At 64.6% G+C, this 14799-nt stretch carries 16 protein-coding genes; 10 read left to right on the forward strand and 6 right to left on the reverse strand.

The genetic code is table 11. From position 1 onward, the window contains the following. Positions 1 to 55 precede the first annotated feature (55 nt). Complete coding sequence (locus LDN95_RS15705) at positions 56 to 3418, reverse strand: glycosyltransferase (protein ID WP_226018542.1); 3363 nt, start codon at positions 3416 to 3418, stop codon at positions 56 to 58. A gap of 190 nt (positions 3419 to 3608) precedes the next feature. Between LDN95_RS15705 and LDN95_RS23190 the strand changes: the two genes are divergently transcribed. Together LDN95_RS23190 and LDN95_RS15710 are read left to right on the forward strand one after the other, a co-directional pair. Further along, the gene (locus LDN95_RS23190; protein WP_255630935.1) at positions 3609 to 3743 is read left to right on the forward strand and encodes a hypothetical protein; all 135 of its coding nucleotides are present in this window, start codon (positions 3609 to 3611) and stop codon (positions 3741 to 3743) included. A gap of 18 nt (positions 3744 to 3761) precedes the next feature. Then, positions 3762 to 4613: a class III extradiol ring-cleavage dioxygenase gene (locus LDN95_RS15710; RefSeq protein WP_226018543.1), complete on the forward strand. Its 852-nt coding sequence runs from the start codon at positions 3762 to 3764 to the stop codon at positions 4611 to 4613. Between the two features lie 10 nt (positions 4614 to 4623). On the opposite strand, the gene LDN95_RS15715 is transcribed toward LDN95_RS15710, so the two are convergent. Together LDN95_RS15715 and guaA are read right to left on the reverse strand one after the other, a co-directional pair. After that, positions 4624 to 5046, reverse strand: coding sequence for a GNAT family acetyltransferase (locus LDN95_RS15715; RefSeq protein ID WP_226018544.1), 423 nt, complete (start codon positions 5044 to 5046; stop codon positions 4624 to 4626). A gap of 6 nt (positions 5047 to 5052) precedes the next feature. Beyond that, positions 5053 to 6642: a glutamine-hydrolyzing GMP synthase gene (gene guaA, locus LDN95_RS15720; protein WP_226018545.1), complete on the reverse strand. Its 1590-nt coding sequence runs from the start codon at positions 6640 to 6642 to the stop codon at positions 5053 to 5055. Between the two features lie 18 nt (positions 6643 to 6660). Between guaA and LDN95_RS15725 the strand changes: the two genes are divergently transcribed. The 7 genes from LDN95_RS15725 to LDN95_RS15755 all read left to right on the forward strand — a co-directional run bounded on the left by LDN95_RS15725 (position 6661) and on the right by LDN95_RS15755 (position 10911). Continuing rightward, entirely contained in the window at positions 6661 to 6972 is a 312-nt protein-coding gene (locus LDN95_RS15725) for a hypothetical protein (RefSeq protein WP_226018546.1), read from the forward strand. Positions 6973 to 7067: 95 nt separating this feature from the next. Continuing rightward, positions 7068 to 7913: a tRNA glutamyl-Q(34) synthetase GluQRS gene (gene gluQRS / locus LDN95_RS15730; RefSeq protein ID WP_226018547.1), complete on the forward strand. Its 846-nt coding sequence runs from the start codon at positions 7068 to 7070 to the stop codon at positions 7911 to 7913. After that, positions 7910 to 8143 carry an HIG1 domain-containing protein gene (locus LDN95_RS15735; protein ID WP_226018548.1) on the forward strand — a complete coding sequence of 78 codons (234 nt, stop codon included), beginning with the start codon at positions 7910 to 7912 and terminating at the stop codon, positions 8141 to 8143. Before gluQRS ends, LDN95_RS15735 begins: the two co-directional genes overlap by 4 nt. Positions 8144 to 8193: 50 nt before the next feature. Further along, positions 8194 to 8772 (forward strand): cob(I)yrinic acid a,c-diamide adenosyltransferase, encoded by a 579-nt coding sequence (locus LDN95_RS15740; protein ID WP_226018549.1) that lies wholly within the window; start codon positions 8194 to 8196, stop codon positions 8770 to 8772. A 107-nt stretch (positions 8773 to 8879) separates the two neighbouring features. Then, on the forward strand, positions 8880 to 9749 hold the full coding sequence (locus LDN95_RS15745; protein WP_226018550.1) for a 3-hydroxyacyl-CoA dehydrogenase NAD-binding domain-containing protein: 870 nt from the start codon (positions 8880 to 8882) through the stop codon (positions 9747 to 9749). 273 nt (positions 9750 to 10022) lie between these two features. Continuing rightward, positions 10023 to 10370 (forward strand): DMT family protein, encoded by a 348-nt coding sequence (locus LDN95_RS15750; RefSeq protein ID WP_226018551.1) that lies wholly within the window; start codon positions 10023 to 10025, stop codon positions 10368 to 10370. Between the two features lie 106 nt (positions 10371 to 10476). Next, entirely contained in the window at positions 10477 to 10911 is a 435-nt protein-coding gene (locus LDN95_RS15755) for a thermonuclease family protein (protein WP_370631699.1), read from the forward strand. A 9-nt stretch (positions 10912 to 10920) separates the two neighbouring features. Here LDN95_RS15755 and LDN95_RS15760 read toward each other — a convergent pair whose 3' ends face one another. Then, on the reverse strand, positions 10921 to 11556 hold the full coding sequence (locus LDN95_RS15760) for a TetR/AcrR family transcriptional regulator (RefSeq protein ID WP_226018552.1): 636 nt from the start codon (positions 11554 to 11556) through the stop codon (positions 10921 to 10923). Between the two features lie 164 nt (positions 11557 to 11720). Between LDN95_RS15760 and LDN95_RS15765 the strand changes: the two genes are divergently transcribed. Then, positions 11721 to 13517: a bifunctional UDP-sugar hydrolase/5'-nucleotidase gene (locus LDN95_RS15765; RefSeq protein WP_226018553.1), complete on the forward strand. Its 1797-nt coding sequence runs from the start codon at positions 11721 to 11723 to the stop codon at positions 13515 to 13517. Between the two features lie 23 nt (positions 13518 to 13540). Here LDN95_RS15765 and LDN95_RS15770 read toward each other — a convergent pair whose 3' ends face one another. Continuing rightward, positions 13541 to 14029 (reverse strand): DUF2306 domain-containing protein, encoded by a 489-nt coding sequence (locus tag LDN95_RS15770; RefSeq protein WP_226018554.1) that lies wholly within the window; start codon positions 14027 to 14029, stop codon positions 13541 to 13543. A 19-nt stretch (positions 14030 to 14048) separates the two neighbouring features. Further along, a complete protein-coding gene (locus LDN95_RS15775) occupies positions 14049 to 14681 on the reverse strand; it encodes a lysophospholipid acyltransferase family protein (RefSeq protein WP_226018555.1) in 633 nt (210 codons plus the stop codon). Positions 14682 to 14799 lie beyond the last annotated feature (118 nt).

Below are 14799 nucleotides of genomic sequence, written 5' to 3' on the forward strand. Positions count from 1 at the left end.
CCCTGATTGAATCGCCACTGCCGACTGGCCGCAAGCCCCCATTGAAAACGGGCAACTATCCCTGCGGCGTGCTGACCCGGCCGGTGCGCTCCAGCTTGCCCCAGCCGATGCCGAGTCCCGCCAGCGCCGAGCCAACCGCGCGGATCACCACGCCGTACATCAACTGGCGATAGACGAACCGCTGGGTCAGCAGCAGCAGTGCCGGGAACCGCTTTTCGCGCACGTCGAGCCGGAATGCGACATAGCCGCAGATCAGGTCAACGGTGGTGAACGCGATCCAGTACAACCCCATCCGCAGCACGTCGGTCTGGGTCTGCGCCCAGCCATGCTGCGCCACGCGCACGATCGTGCCGATGATCGATACCGCCAATGCAAGGTCGATCAGCGGAGAGATCAGCGCAAACAGGATCTGGAACAGCCAGGCCTGGGGCATGCCGACAAAGGCAAGCCCTTGCGGCTGGCGCTCGCGCAGGATCGAGGCGTGCTTCCACAAGCATTGCAGCGTGCCGAAAGCCCAACGGAACCGCTGCTTGCCCAGCGCGCGCAGCGTTTCGGGGGCTTCGGTCCAGGCCACGGCGTCCTCGTCATACGCCACGCGCCAGCCCTTGCGCTGGATGGCGATGGTCAGATCCTGATCTTCTGCCAGGGTGTCTTCGGGATAGCCGCCGACGTCCTCCAACGCCTCACGCCGCCAAGCCCCGACCGCGCCCGGCACGACCATGATCGCATCGAAGCGGGTGAGCGCGCGACGTTCAATGTTCTGCGCGGTGACATATTCGACCGCCTGCCAGCGGGTGACGATGTTGACGCGGTTACCGACTTTGGCATTGCCCGCGACCGCGCCGATTTCGGGCATTTCGAACCAGCGCACCAGTTTGCCGATGGTGTCCGGTTCGAACTGCGTGTCGGCATCGAGCGCGACGATGATATCGCCGCTGGCTTGTTCCAGCGCGCGGTTGAGCGCCTTGGCCTTGCCGCCGTTGACCATGGTCATCAGCCGCACCCGCGGTTCGTTGCCGAAAGCCGCGCTGACGATCTCGCTGGTGCGGTCTTTCGATCCGTCATCGGCGACGATCACCTCGATCGTGCCATAACTGGTGGCAAGGATGCGATGCACCGAGGATTCGATGACCCGCTCCTCATTGTAGGCCGGAATGATCACCGAAACGAGTGGACGGTATTCGGATTCGGGTTTTCCGGAATCGGCCGGCAGGCCGACGCGGCGTTCGGGGAACAGCGCCAGCACCGTCAGCCCGACCGCACGCACCACGCCGAGCGCAATGGCGAAGAAGAACGTCCAGTTCAGCGCCACGAGCAGCACTGCCAGCGCCGCGAAGATCCCGACATCGGCGCGCACGGCGACCAGATCCCATCCGCCGACGCGGGGCATGACTTCATCATGGCTCAATCCCGCAAGGGTCGATGTGGGGACGAAGGTATAGCCGTCAGCGCGCAATCGCTCGATGATCCGGGGCAGGGCGGCAACGGTCTGGCTGCGGTCGCCGCCGCCATCGTGCAGCAGCACCACATTGGCGCTGCGGTCGGGCGTAGCGCCTTCGACCTGGGCAACGGTGCGGTTGACGATGGCATCGACGCCCGGGGTGGTCCAGTCGCCCGGATCGACGTGGAGTCCGACCACCGTATAACCGCGTTCCTGTGCGATGACCGCTGGCACCAGTTCGTCGGCGGTGGTCGGCTCGGCGTCACCGAAATAGGGTGCGCGGAACAGCCTGGTTGATCGCCCGGTATAGGCTTCGATAAGCCGCTGAGTGGCGTTCAGCTCCAGCCTGATGCCGGTGGCTGACGTGTCGGCCATGTTGGGATGCGTGTAGCTGTGATTGCCGATCTCGTTCCCGTCAGCGGCCATCCGTTCGAGCAAGGCATGATTGGATACGCCGTTTTCACCGATGACGAAGAACGTCGCCGGTACTCGGTACTTCTCGAGAACCGTCAGAATTTGCGGCGTCCATTTCGGGTCTGGACCGTCGTCGAAGGTCAGCGCGATCTGCTTCGGCTTGTCGCCCGTGCGGCGGACGACATAAGGGGTCGGCAGCGTGTCATAGCGCTCGCTGGTGATGATCGCTGAAGTCCGGTCCCAGCCGATCGTGCGGCTGCCGGCTGTCGGCGTGGCATCGATACGCAAGATCTCGCCATTGCCTTCGACATCGACATTCGTCGTCTGGGCGATGATCGCGAGGTTCGGGGGTGCCTTGGCGCGTGTCTTCCACGCTTTCAATGCCGTCCAGAAGCCGGGATCTTCAGAGCCGAGCCGCCAGAGCGCAACCGAGCCGACGCCAAGGCGCGACAGCACCTGCATCTGGTTCCAACTGGCCGCCGCATCGACCAGCCAGACATCATGGCGCACGCCCGGGGTGCCGGGGTCGGCGTCGTTGTCCTCGTTAAATGCAAATCCGGCATTGCCGCTGGGCTTGTCCCACAAAGGAACCGCGCCGCTGTCATGTGCCGAGAGCCAGGCTTCTTCGACGGTGAGGCTGTCGGCCTTGCCCTGATGCCAGTCATAGGCATAGCTGCCCAGCGCGACGATCAGTTTGTCGGCCGGCACGCCGCGCACTTGCTGCGACAGATGGGTCACGAACCAGCCGTTCGAGGCGATCGGCCCGGATTCACCGCCCTGCCAGTGTTCGTCATAGGCCATGAGCACGACCTTGTCGGCCACTTGCGCCAGACTGCGCGCCGACCAATCGGCCGAATCGACCGGCATAGTGACCGCGACCAGACGGTGGCGCGGTGCCAGTTGTGCGTGAAGTTCGCCAAGAAACTGGTGCAACTGGGCGATGGCGGGCGGTTCCAGGCTTTCGAAATCGACCATCACGCCCGCGTCGCCGCTGGCATCGAGTGCGGCGGAAATGGCCGTGATCAATGCATGTCGGCGGGCAGGGTTGGCCAGCAGGCGGGCGGTACCTGCTCCATCCCATCCCGTTTCCGTGGCATTTTGCAGAACCGGAATGACCAGCGGACGATGGATCGCGCTGGCAAGCACACGCCGCATCGGCAGATCATCGTTGGCCGCCAGCCGCCCCGATGGGGTGAGCGAGAACAATGTCGGCGCCACCCAGTCGAGCTGGTTGATATGACGCGCCAGCGTGGCGGCACTGCTGTCGGCATCGGGTACATAGAAGCCGAGCGTCACCGCATTGCCGCCAGCACGCGCGCCTTGCGTGGGGCGGCGGCCAAACAGTGCCGACAGGCGATGCGACAGACGGCTGACCTGCGTGCGCAGCGGCAGCGGGGCGTTGCGTTCAAAACCGAGGCGAAGCGGTTGGCCAGCGGGAACGCTGGCGACCGTGGTCGCGAACACGACCGCTATGGTCAGGATCAGGCCGATCGCGATCATGGCTATCACGCGCGTTCTGCGCCGACGGCGGCCGGTCGGATCAAAGAAAACCGGACGTGACAACAACAACTCCCTGCAAATCCCGATTCAGCGGGTGCGCTTTACCACATGTTTGCCGGGTGGCGATGGATGATTGGAACGGAATCGGAACAGGGGACCGTCTCGTCACGCCTCCGTGCAACCATCCATCGCCGGTTCCGGCACTATCGCGCAATGCTCGCCTGCGGGATGAGCAAATCATTACCGATTGGCCATGCCGGGCGATGACCGCCCGTTCCGCCGCCCTGCTTTGCGTCCTTTCGGATTTATCGAACGCAATACGCAGGAGAAGCCGGGTGTTGGCGGCGGCCGCCATGCCTATATTCGGCTGGCAATCACCAAGGTTTGACAAGCGAAGGACGCAACCATGCGACAGCCGGTATTCTTTCTGAGCCACGGCGGCGGCCCCTGGCCTTGGCTGGAAGGCGATTTTCGCCGCTCGTTCGACTGGCTGGAAGCCTCGCTGGTAGCGCTTCCTGCCCAGTTGCCCGAGCCGCCGAAGGCCGTTCTGGCGGTTTCGGGCCATTGGGAGGAGCCTGACTTTACCGTTTCGTCGGCAGCCGCGCCGGGCATGGTCTATGACTATTACGGTTTTCCCGAGCACACTTATCACATCCGTTATCCCGCGCCGGGATCGCCGGAGCTTGCCGGGCGGGTCGTTGAAGTGGCGCAGGCTGCCGGCGTTGCCATCGCGACCGATCCTGAGCGCGGGTTCGATCACGGCACTTTCTCGATGCTTCAGCCGATCTGGCCGCAAGCTGATGTGCCGGTGGTCAGCCTGTCGATGCGGGCCGACTACGACCCTGACGCCCATATCGCGCTGGGGCGTGCCCTGGCGCCGTTGCGCGACGAAGGGGTGCTGATCATCGGTTCGGGCTTCAGCTATCACAACCTGAGGATGTTCGATGAACGTGCCTTTGCCCCCTCGGCGGCGTTCGACGGCTGGTTGCGGCACACTTTGCTCGACCTTGGCCCGGCCGATCGTGAGGCTGCTTTGTTGCGCTGGGATGAAGCGCCAGCAGCACGTTTGGCCCATCCGCGTGAAGATCACCTGATCCCGCTGATGGTCGCGGCCGGTGCGGCGGGAGATGATCCGGCGATCTGCTGCTACTCCGAATATGCGATGCGCGGTGGCATCTCCGCCTCATCCTATCGTTTCGGCACGGAGACCACGCCGACCGGGTTCGACAAGATCGGCGCGCGCGAGGTTGCCGCCTGAGCGACCCCGCTCAACGCCCGTCGAGCCGCCTGCCCAGCGTTTCGACGGACTGCGTTTCATAGCCCAGCGCGGCGTAGAACGCCTTGGTCGCCAGATTGTCGGTGCGGACCATGAACATGATCTTGGGGCACTGGCGGGCGCGCAGCCAGTCCTCTGCCGCCGCCATCAGCGCGCGACCGATGCCGCAGCGTTGATGGCCGGGGGTGACGCTCAGATAATAGACCCAGCCGCGATGGCCGTCGAACCCGACCATCACCGCACCGTCAAGCGCGGCAGCCTCTTGCGCTACCAACACGCACGAGGTCGGATTGGCCAGCGCCAACCGGAAGTCGGTCTCCGGGTCATTCCAGGGCCGCGTCAGCCCCGCCGCCTGCCACAGCGCGATGACGGCGGCTTCATCCGCAGCGGTGGCTTGCCGGATCGACGCTGCCACGGCCGCTCATTCCCACTCGATGGTGCCGGGGGGCTTGCTGGTGTAGTCGTAGACCACGCGGTTGATGCCCTTCACCTCGTTGACGATGCGGGTGGCTACGCGGCTGAGGAAACCGGCGTCGAACGGGTAGATGTCGGCGGTCATGCCATCGGTGCTGGTCACCGCGCGCAGTGCGCAGACCGCGTCATAGGTGCGGAAGTCGCCCATCACGCCGACGGTGCGGACCGGCAACAGCACGGCGAACGCCTGCCAGATCGCATCATACAGTCCGGCGTTGCGGATCTCTTCGAGGTAGACGGCGTCAGCCTTGCGCAGGATGTCGCACTTTTCGCGCGTCACTTCGCCGGGGATGCGGATGGCAAGGCCGGGGCCGGGGAAGGGATGGCGGCCGACGAAGATGTCGGGCAGGCCCAGTTCGCGGCCCAGCGCGCGCACTTCGTCCTTGAACAGTTCGCGCAAGGGCTCGACGAGCTTCATGTTCATGCGCTCGGGAAGGCCGCCGACGTTGTGGTGGCTCTTGATCGTGACCGAAGGCCCGCCGGTGAACGAGACGCTTTCGATCACGTCGGGATAGAGCGTGCCTTGCGCCAGGAAATCGGCTCCGCCGACCTGCTTTGCCTCTTCTTCGAACACGTCGATGAAGGTCTTGCCGATGAACTTGCGCTTGGCTTCGGGGTCGGTGACGCCCGCCAGGCCGTTGAGGAACAGCGCAGAGACGTCCTTGTGGACGAGCGGAATGTTGTAGTGGTTGCGGAACAGGCTGACGACCTGCTCGGCCTCACCCAGCCGCATCAGCCCGTGATCGACGAACACGCAAGTCAATTGGTCGCCGATCGCCTCGTGGATCAGCACCGCCGCCACCGCCGAATCGACGCCGCCCGAAAGCCCGCAGATAACGCGTGAGGTGCCGACCTGTTCGCGGATTTCGGCGATCTTGGTCTTGCGGAATTCGGCCATCGTCCAATCGCCGGTGCAGCCGCAGACGTGGCGCACGAAGTTGGCGATCAGGCGGCCCCCGTCCGGCGTGTGGACGACTTCGGGGTGGAACTGGGTGCCGTAATATTTCTTCTCGTCATTGGCGATGACGGCAAACGGCGCGCCATCGCTGACCGCGACGATGCGGAAACCGGGGGCAAACTGCGTTACCTTGTCGCCGTGGCTCATCCACACCTGATGCCGCTCGCCGACCGCCCAAAGTCCGTCGAACAGCACGCACGGTTCGGTGACCGTCAGGAACGCCCGGCCGAACTCGCCCGAATCGCCAGGTTCGACCGTGCCGCCCTGCTGGTGGCTCATGACTTGCTGGCCGTAGCAGATGCCGAGGATCGGCAAGCCGCTGTCAAACAGCACCTGCGGCGCGCGCGGGCTGCCTTCGGCGGGCACACTGGCGGGCGAACCCGACAGGATGATACCCTTTGGCTTCATGCGGTTAAATGCCGCTTCGGCCTGATTGAACGGGGCGATTTCGGAGTACACACCGGCTTCGCGCACGCGGCGGGCGATCAACTGGGTTACCTGGCTGCCGAAATCGACGATCAGGATCGACTCGCCCGGATGGGCAAAGCCATGGGGGCTCAAGGGCGTCTGGCTGGTCATGACCGGCCGATAAGCATAGTGATCCGTGCTGTCCAGATGGAGCGGCGCAGCGAGCGGTGTCGATCCATGCAATTGCGTATGGCTTTAATTGCAAAAACTGCAATTATCCGCGAGGTATTAGCATTTGTCATATACGCTGTTCGGCGTATCTGCGGCCTCGTTCAGTCGCTCCTGCAATCCACACCCTGCCGGCGCACCGAACTGGGAGATAGCCTGGAAGTGCCTCACAGCAAGGAGGAACTTCCCATGCGCAGCATAACCGCGATCATCTTTCCGATGATCTTGGCTGCCGGCCTCAGCGGCCTGATGTTCACCGCCACGCTCTCCTGAGCGGTACGGGAACAGCCAATTCAGCAAAAGCGGCTGCCTTTACCCATGAAGGCAGCCGTTTTGCTTTGTCTGGCGGGCGCGCTACACGCGTTCGGGTGACGACCTCCCGCTTCGCTCCCAGCCCCAACGGTCCGCTGCATCTGGGCCATGCCTATTCGGCGATGATCGCACATGACCGTGCCGCCAGCGATTCGGGCGAATTCCTGCTGCGGATCGAAGATATCGATGGCACCCGCAGCAAGCCCGAGCTGGCCGATGAATTCCGCGCCGACCTTGACTGGTTGCGCCTGCCCTATCGCGAGGTCACGCCGCAATCGCAGCGCCTTGCCAGCTATCGCGATGCGGCCGACAATTTGCGCGCAATGGGGTTGATCTATCCCTGCCGCTGCACCCGCAGCCAGATCGCCGCCGCCGCAACGCGAACGGGGCCGGACGGACCGATCTATCCCGGCACCTGCCTCAACCGCCCGATCGTGCCAGAACCCGGCGTTGTCTGGCGGCTGGACATGGAGCAGGCGACCGACCTTGCAGGTCCGCTCGACTGGACCGACGAACGACGCGGCGTGCAGCAGGCAAGGCCCGAGATATTCGGCGATGTGGTGTTGTGGCGGCGCGATGCGCCGGCCAGCTACCATCTGGCCGCAACGCTCGACGATGCCGCCGACGGCGTCAGCGTGGTGACGCGCGGTGCCGATCTGTTCGCGGCGAGCCACGTCCATCGGTTGCTGCAAGCGCTGCTCGGGCTGCCGGTGCCGGTCTGGCACCACCACCGCGTACTGGTCGAAGCCGATGGACGCAAGCTGGCCAAGCGGCGCGGCGCTCCGGCGCTGGCTGACCGGCGGCGTGCGGGCGAGGATGGTCGCGCGGTCGTGGCCGAGTTGCGCGCCGCCCTATTTGACACTGGTATTTCGCTGGCCGAAACCGTAGACCGCGAAGCATGATGTACATCCTGATCCCGCTGCTGATCGTGCTCATGGGCTTGGCCGTATGGTCGCTCTTGCGCGGTATAATCGTGTTTCTGCGCACCACGCGTGAGGGGCTGGAGCGCGGCGATGCTGGCATCAAGGACATGCAGTTGCTGCAGAACAAGATGATGTTCAACCGCATCAAGTTTCAGGGTCTTGCCATCGTGGTGGTGGTCGTGATGCTGGCGGCCTCGCACACCAAGTAACCGGGCGCGGGCAGCTTACGCTGGCTTTGACCGCCGGAAGGCGCAATTCGATGGTAAAACTCAACAAGATCTACACCCGTACGGGCGATCAGGGCACGACCGGGCTGGTCGACGGCTCACGCCGCGCCAAGTCTGATCCGCGCATGGTCGCGATCGGTGAGGTGGATGAGGCCAACAGCAGCATCGGTCTCGCCGCGCTTGCCGTCCCTCCGGCTACTGCTGCCGATCTGACGCGCATCCAGAACGACCTGTTCGACCTTGGCGCCGATCTGGCCACCCCGCTTGGCGACATAGGCGGCGAGGACTTTACGCCGTCGGACATGGTGCTGCGGGTGATCCCGGCGCAAGTCGACTGGCTGGAAACCGCGATCGACGCGCTGAACGAGGCATTGCCCCCGCTGACCAGCTTCATCCTGCCCGGCGGTAGCGAAGGGGCGGGCAGGGTGCATCTGGCGCGCGCGATCTCGCGCCGGGCCGAACGTGCTGCGGTGGCGCTGGCCGAGGTCGAGCCGGTCAACCCGGCGGCGCTGGCCTATCTCAATCGCTTGTCCGACTATCTGTTCGTGCTGGCTCGCGCGCTCAACGCCGGGGCCGACCCGTTGTGGGTACCGGGGGCATCGCGCGCCTGACAAGTGGCGCAACTGTGCCTGCCCGGTAAATGTCCGGTTGATGCCCGGTAGACTTCGCAAACGCAGCAGACTAACCGCCGCAGCATAACAGGCTGACGAGGTGGTCCATGAACAAGGTTGCGGTCATCGGGGCGGGGCAGATGGGCTCCGGCATAGCGCAAGTCGTGGCGCAGGCGGGCATTCCCGTCTTGCTGTCCGATGTCAGCATCGCCCTTGCCACCAACGCCCGCGATCGCATCGCCAAGGGCCTTGCCCGGCTGGTGCAGAAGGAAAAGATCACTGCCGATGATGCTGCCGCTACGGTCGCACGGATCACGCCGGTCGGTGATTACGCCCCGCTGGCCGAGGCCGATCTGATCATCGAGGCCGCGACCGAGCGCGAAGAGATCAAGCAGCGCATCTTTGCCGCAGCGGGCGAAGTGCTGGCACCCCATGCGATTCTGGCGTCGAACACCAGTTCGATCCCGATCACGCGGATGGCGGCGGTCGTGCCCGATCCGGCGCGGTTCATCGGCGTCCACTTTTTCAACCCGGTGCCGCTGATGAAGCTGGTCGAACTGATCCCGGGCCTGGCCACCGCACCGGCCACGATCGCTGCCGTGCGTACGCTGGCAGAGCGGCTGGGGAAGGAAGTTGTGCTGTCGCAGGACGAGCCGGGCTTCATCGTCAACCGCATTCTGGTGCCGATGCTGAACGAAGCAGCCTTCGTGCTGGGTAGCGGCACCGCCAGCATCGCCGATATCGACAAGGGCGTGAAGTTGGGGCTCAACCACCCGATGGGCCCGTTCGAACTGGCCGACTTCATCGGGCTGGACACCTGTCTTGAGATCATCCGCGTGATCTTGGCCACGACTGGCGACAGCAAGTACCGCCCGGCGCCACTGCTGGTGAAGTATGTCGAGGCCGGTTGGCTTGGCCGCAAGAGCGGGCGCGGATTCTACGATTACGCAGGCGACGTGCCGGTACCCACCCGCTGAGGTAACTACGTTACGTAGCAATGCGGAATTGCCCATTAACCTGCGCGGGAGGACAAAGAACAGGCCTCGCGCGCAGCCTCCTGCGCACCCCAATTGCCCGTCGCTGACGCGGCGCGCGGGGCTCCATCGTGATCTGACCGACCCTTCATCTGGCCACGCCCGGCCAGCAGGCGTCGATACGGCGCATCCTTCTCACAGGTCACGATGATGCGGCTTGTGCCGCCCTGCCCGGCGGCACATTGGGTACAGCTCCCGAAGTAAGGAGAGTGCCCTTTGCCGACCATTCTGTTGCTGGCGTTGTCCAACGTGTTCATGACGGCCGCATGGTACTGGCACTTGCGCGGTGGCCCACAAGTTGCCGAGGCCCGCCCGATCGCCATGGTGATCGCCATAAGCTGGGGGCTGGCGCTGTTTGAATATTGTCTGGCGGTTCCGGCCAACCGCATCGGCTTTGCCGCAGGATGGAGCGCGGGGCAGCTCAAGGTCACGCAGGAAGCGATCGCACTGGTGGTGTTCGGTCTGTTCATGGTGTTCGTGCTGGGCGAACCCTTGAGCTGGCGCCATCTGGCCGCTTTTGCCTGCATCATGGCGGCGGTCGGCTTCCTTTTCATTGGGCGCTAGGCGGCGACGCGAAGCCGGAAGTCCCCTCAGGGTCATCGCTGCGCAAGGGTGCGGAGCGTAGCGGGCCGTATCAGGCCCATGCCCGATCAAGGCGCATGGTCAGGTCATGAAAAACCCGATCATCCGCATCCTGTCCTTGGCCGTGCTGGCCGCAGCGCCCCTGTCCGTCGATGCCGGAGCAGCGGACACCCCGCGCTTTGCCGACTGCATCGGCAATCATCGCGTCACCTGCGTGGTCGACGGCGATACCTTCTGGCTCGATGGCACCAAGATCCGCATCGCCGACATCAACGCTCCTGAAACCAGCCATCCGTCCTGCCCGTACGAGGCGCAACTGGGAGCGCAGGCCACCCGCCGCCTTACCGAACTGCTCAACGCCGGAGCTTTTACCCTCACCACCGAGGGCCGCGCGACGGATCGCTATGGCCGGGCCTTGCGCGTGGTCATGCGCGGTCGACAAAGTCTGGGGCGGGCATTGGTGGATGCGGGACTGGCCGAGGCGTGGACCGGCCACCGCCGCAACTGGTGCGGCGCGGGTTAGGCGCCGTGGTCAGGCCGCGCGCAGTCCGGTCATGCCCTTGGCGCCACGATCCTGCGCCGACAGCCCGTCGAACACGGCGTCGATGATGCGGGCGAGCTTGTCCTCGGTCAGCCGCTCCATCAGCTGGCTCATCGTCGTCAGCGAACAGTAAGGCGCGACCATCTGGTTGACGAGGCTGATCGTTTCGTCGACGTCGAGCCCGACGAAGAAGCCCTCGCCCATCGCTTCACCGATGATCACGCCAAGGTAGTGGTCGGCCAGATCGACATAGCTGCGCACTTGTTCGAAATATTCATCGCCCAGTTCCATGTAGGTCTGGTGTGCCGTCGGATCGGCGCGCCAGGCGTCGCGGATCATCACGAAGCGGCGCGCAAAGAATTCGTACATCTTGCGGCGGGCGGGCAGTTCGCTGGCGACGACTTCGTCCATCACCGCCACCTTGGGGCGGAACCAGTACTCGGCCACCGCTTCGAACAATGCGTCCCTGCTTTCGAAATGACGCGACACGGCTGCTGGCGACTGCCGGGCATGAGCCGCCAGATCCTGAATGGTCAGCACGCGGCTGCCCCGTTCGACGATCAGCGAACAGGCCAGTTCGACCAGTCGTTCCCGTTCGTCCTCAACATCGTTTCGCGGACGCGCCATTATTCAAACCCCGGTTCAGTCACATCAATTCTAGGTACTATGCCGCCCAGTTTCAACCAAGCCTGCCTTCAACCGGCAACGTCGATCGACTAAAGGGCTCCGCACAGCATCGCCAATGTCCGAGGTCGCTTGTCATGATTAGTACCCTGTGCCGTATTCCCGTGATGGTTTCCGTCGCTGGCCTGCTTGCGATGGCGGCGCAGCCGCTCGATGCCGCACCGCACAAAGCCCGTCATCATGCCGCCCAATCACACAAAGGCGCCAAGCCGACGGCGGAGCAAGCCGTAGCGCCGATCGAAGTCGGGATCGTGGCGATCAACGATTTTCACGGCGCGCTGGAGCCGCCGCATCAGTCGGTCATCACGACCGATGTCCCCAACGCGGCTGTCAACGGCCCGCTGCAGGTGCCCGCAGGCGGCGCGGCATGGCTCGCCTCGGCGCTCGATTCGGTGCGGGCCAAGCACCGCAACCATCTGACCGTGGCAGCGGGCGACCTGATCAGCGCCTCGCAACTCGCCTCGTCGCTCTATCTCGATGAGCCTGCGATCGGCGTACTCAACCGGTTGGGCCTCGATTATGCGGCGGTCGGAAACCACGAGTTCGACCGCGGGCGCAAGGAACTGTTCCGCATGCAGGTCGGCGGATGCGCCCGTTTCACCACGCGCCAGCCCTGCCAGCTTGAGGACTTCGAAGGGGCGCTGTTCAAGTACCTTGCCGCCAGTACCGTCGATGAAAAGGGTGGTATGCTGTTTCCCGCCAGCGCAATCCACCCGTTCACAGATGGGCGCCATACGGTGAAGGTCGGCCTGATCGGGCTGACGCTGAAGGGCACGCCCGATCTGGTCGCACCCGACGGGATCAAGGGGCTGACCTTCCGCGACGAAGCCGACACGATCAACGCTGAAGTGCCCAAGCTCAAGGCGCAAGGAGCCGATGCCATCGTCGTTCTGATCCATCAGGGGGGCAAGACCGACCAGCTTGACCCCAACGGCTGTGCCGACCTGACCGGTGACATCAAAGGCATCCTCGACCGCGTCGATCCGCGCGTCGACGTGGTCGTGTCGGGCCACACGCACTGGGAATACGTGTGCGATTACGGCAAGATCAACCCGGCCAAACCCTTCCTGCTGACCAGCGCTGGCGTCTATGGCAAGGAAGTGACCGACATCACGCTGATGATCGATCCGGTGGCCCACCGCGTCGTGACCAAGCGGGCGCACAACCTGATCGTGCAATCGCTGCCCTACACTTCGGCGCGCGGGCCGGTGTCCAATACCAATCTGGTGCCGCAGTTCCAGCCGCGCGCCGATGTGGCCGACTATGTGAAGCGCTATGTCGATGCCAGCAAGGCGTTCACCGCGCGCGCCATCGGCAAGCTGGCAGCGCCCGCGACCAAGGGTGAGGGGGCAAACACCAGCACGGGTGGTCCGCTCGGCAACATGATCGCCGATTCGCAACTGGCGGCGACCCGCAATGCAGGCGCGCAGATCGCGTTCATGAACCCGTTCGGCGTGCGCACCGCGCTGGTCCCCGCTGCCGATGGCACGATCACGTTTGGTGATATCTATGCGGTGCAGCCGTTCAACAACGTGCTGATCACCGAAACGCTGACTGGGGCCGAGATAAAAGCCGTGCTGGAACAAGGCTTCGACGACAGGGGCCCCGAGGAAGTGCTGACCCCTTCTTCCGCCTTTCGCTATGCTTTTGACCGCAGCAAGCCGGTCGGCAGCCGGATCACGGGCATGACGCTTGATGGCAAGCCGCTTGACCCTGCGGCGCGCTATCGGGTCACGATCAACAACTTCCTGGCGCAAGGGGGCGATACTTTCACGGTGTTTGCAGGAAAGCCCGAGGCCGTGACCGGCCCGACCGATCTTGATGCGCTGGAAGCCTGGTTCAAGGGCGCCGACAAGCGCGAAGCCCCGGTTGAAGTCCGCGCAACGGCGGTGGGCCAGCCATAAGGCGACGCCCTCACAGGCAGCGCCTAGCCCAGCAGCCAGTGCCCCAGCAGGCGCTCGAACGGAAAGGTGAAGAACCCGGCGATCAGCAGGGCTCCGATGACCAATCCGCGCGCAGTGCGGCGGTGGCGGCTGACGTCATGTCGCCGGGCCGCCAGCACCAGCAAGGGCACGGTGACGATGACAAAGGCCGATAGCAGGTGGATCGGGCTGAACGCACCGTTGCCGATCTGCCGCACGGCCAGACTGTCCATGGCCGATGCCAGCATCGCGCCCGCCCAGACATAGCCCAGCACGCGGTGGCGGCGGGTGCCGCGCCTTTGCCACAGCAGCACGGGTGTAACTCCCAGCGCCACCACCACGGTGGCCAGATGCAGCCACACGACCAGGGGCACTTGCGCCCATTGTGGCCGCCCGCGCAGCACGGCGGCGACAACCGCGGCCAGCAGGATCAGCACGAGCAGGCCCAGCGCGCGTTCGACCCGGTTGGGCAGGATGGAGGTGGCGCGGGTCATGCGGCGAGACTCCCTCAGTTCAGGACTTCGACGCGCTTTGTTCGATCATCGCGTCGAAATCGGCAATCCCCCGCTCGGGATGCCGTGGCGTCACGCTGCGATAGACTTCGGCCAGCACCTGCATGTCGGCGCGATAATCGCCGCTGGGCATCAACGCCGGGCCCAGCCCGCCGGTGCGGGTGGCATAGTCCATGAAGCCCACGACCATCGGCACCCCGGCTTGGCGTGCTATGTGATAGAAGCCGGTGCGCCATTGCCCGACCCGGCCGCGCGTGCCTTCGGGCGCGATGGTCAGGATGAACGGTTCGCCCTTCGCGAATTCGGCGACCATCGCCTTGACCATATCGCTGCGCGCGGAACGGTCGACCGGCACCCCGCCCATGTCGTGCATGAAACGGCCCATCGGCCAGCGGAACAGGCTGTCCTTGGCGATGAAGCGCGGCTGGATGCCAAGTTCGTTGGCAAGGCCAAGAAAATACACGAAGTCCCAGTTCGAAGTATGCGGCGCGGCGATCAGCACATAACGCCCGTCGGGCGGCGGCGATCCAACCGCTTTCCACCCGTTGAAGCGGTAAAACGCCAGCAGCGCGCGCTTCACCAGTCTTGAGGCAAGGCTCGGCCTACGGTCGCTCAGGCCGCCATTCGTCGTCATCGTCTACTCTCCCCCGTCCACAGACCTAGCGAGGTTTGCACGCGCTGTCGAATGCAGGGGGCGAATGCGGGAATGGCGCGATGCTTGCCCTGCGCCCGCCACCGCCCTATCGCGCGGG

Origin of the sequence: Novosphingobium sp. FKTRR1 (genome assembly GCF_020404405.1) — a bacterium.
In the GTDB taxonomy this organism is placed as follows: Bacteria; Pseudomonadota; Alphaproteobacteria; order Sphingomonadales; family Sphingomonadaceae; genus Novosphingobium.

Coding starts and splice junctions, on each gene's coding strand:
- LDN95_RS23190 (WP_255630935.1), top strand. CDS start 3,609: ATGCCGGGCGATGACCGCCCGTTCCGCCGCCCTGCTTTGCGTCCTTTC.
- LDN95_RS15710 (WP_226018543.1), top strand. CDS start 3,762: ATGCGACAGCCGGTATTCTTTCTGAGCCACGGCGGCGGCCCCTGGCCT.
- guaA (WP_226018545.1), bottom strand. CDS start 6,642: ATGACCAGCCAGACGCCCTTGAGCCCCCATGGCTTTGCCCATCCGGGC.
- LDN95_RS15735 (WP_226018548.1), top strand. CDS start 7,910: ATGATGTACATCCTGATCCCGCTGCTGATCGTGCTCATGGGCTTGGCC.
- LDN95_RS15740 (WP_226018549.1), top strand. CDS start 8,194: ATGGTAAAACTCAACAAGATCTACACCCGTACGGGCGATCAGGGCACG.
- LDN95_RS15745 (WP_226018550.1), top strand. CDS start 8,880: ATGAACAAGGTTGCGGTCATCGGGGCGGGGCAGATGGGCTCCGGCATA.
- LDN95_RS15755 (WP_370631699.1), top strand. CDS start 10,477: ATGAAAAACCCGATCATCCGCATCCTGTCCTTGGCCGTGCTGGCCGCA.
- LDN95_RS15760 (WP_226018552.1), bottom strand. CDS start 11,556: ATGGCGCGTCCGCGAAACGATGTTGAGGACGAACGGGAACGACTGGTC.
- LDN95_RS15765 (WP_226018553.1), top strand. CDS start 11,721: ATGGTTTCCGTCGCTGGCCTGCTTGCGATGGCGGCGCAGCCGCTCGAT.
- LDN95_RS15770 (WP_226018554.1), bottom strand. CDS start 14,029: ATGACCCGCGCCACCTCCATCCTGCCCAACCGGGTCGAACGCGCGCTG.
- LDN95_RS15775 (WP_226018555.1), bottom strand. CDS start 14,681: ATGACGACGAATGGCGGCCTGAGCGACCGTAGGCCGAGCCTTGCCTCA.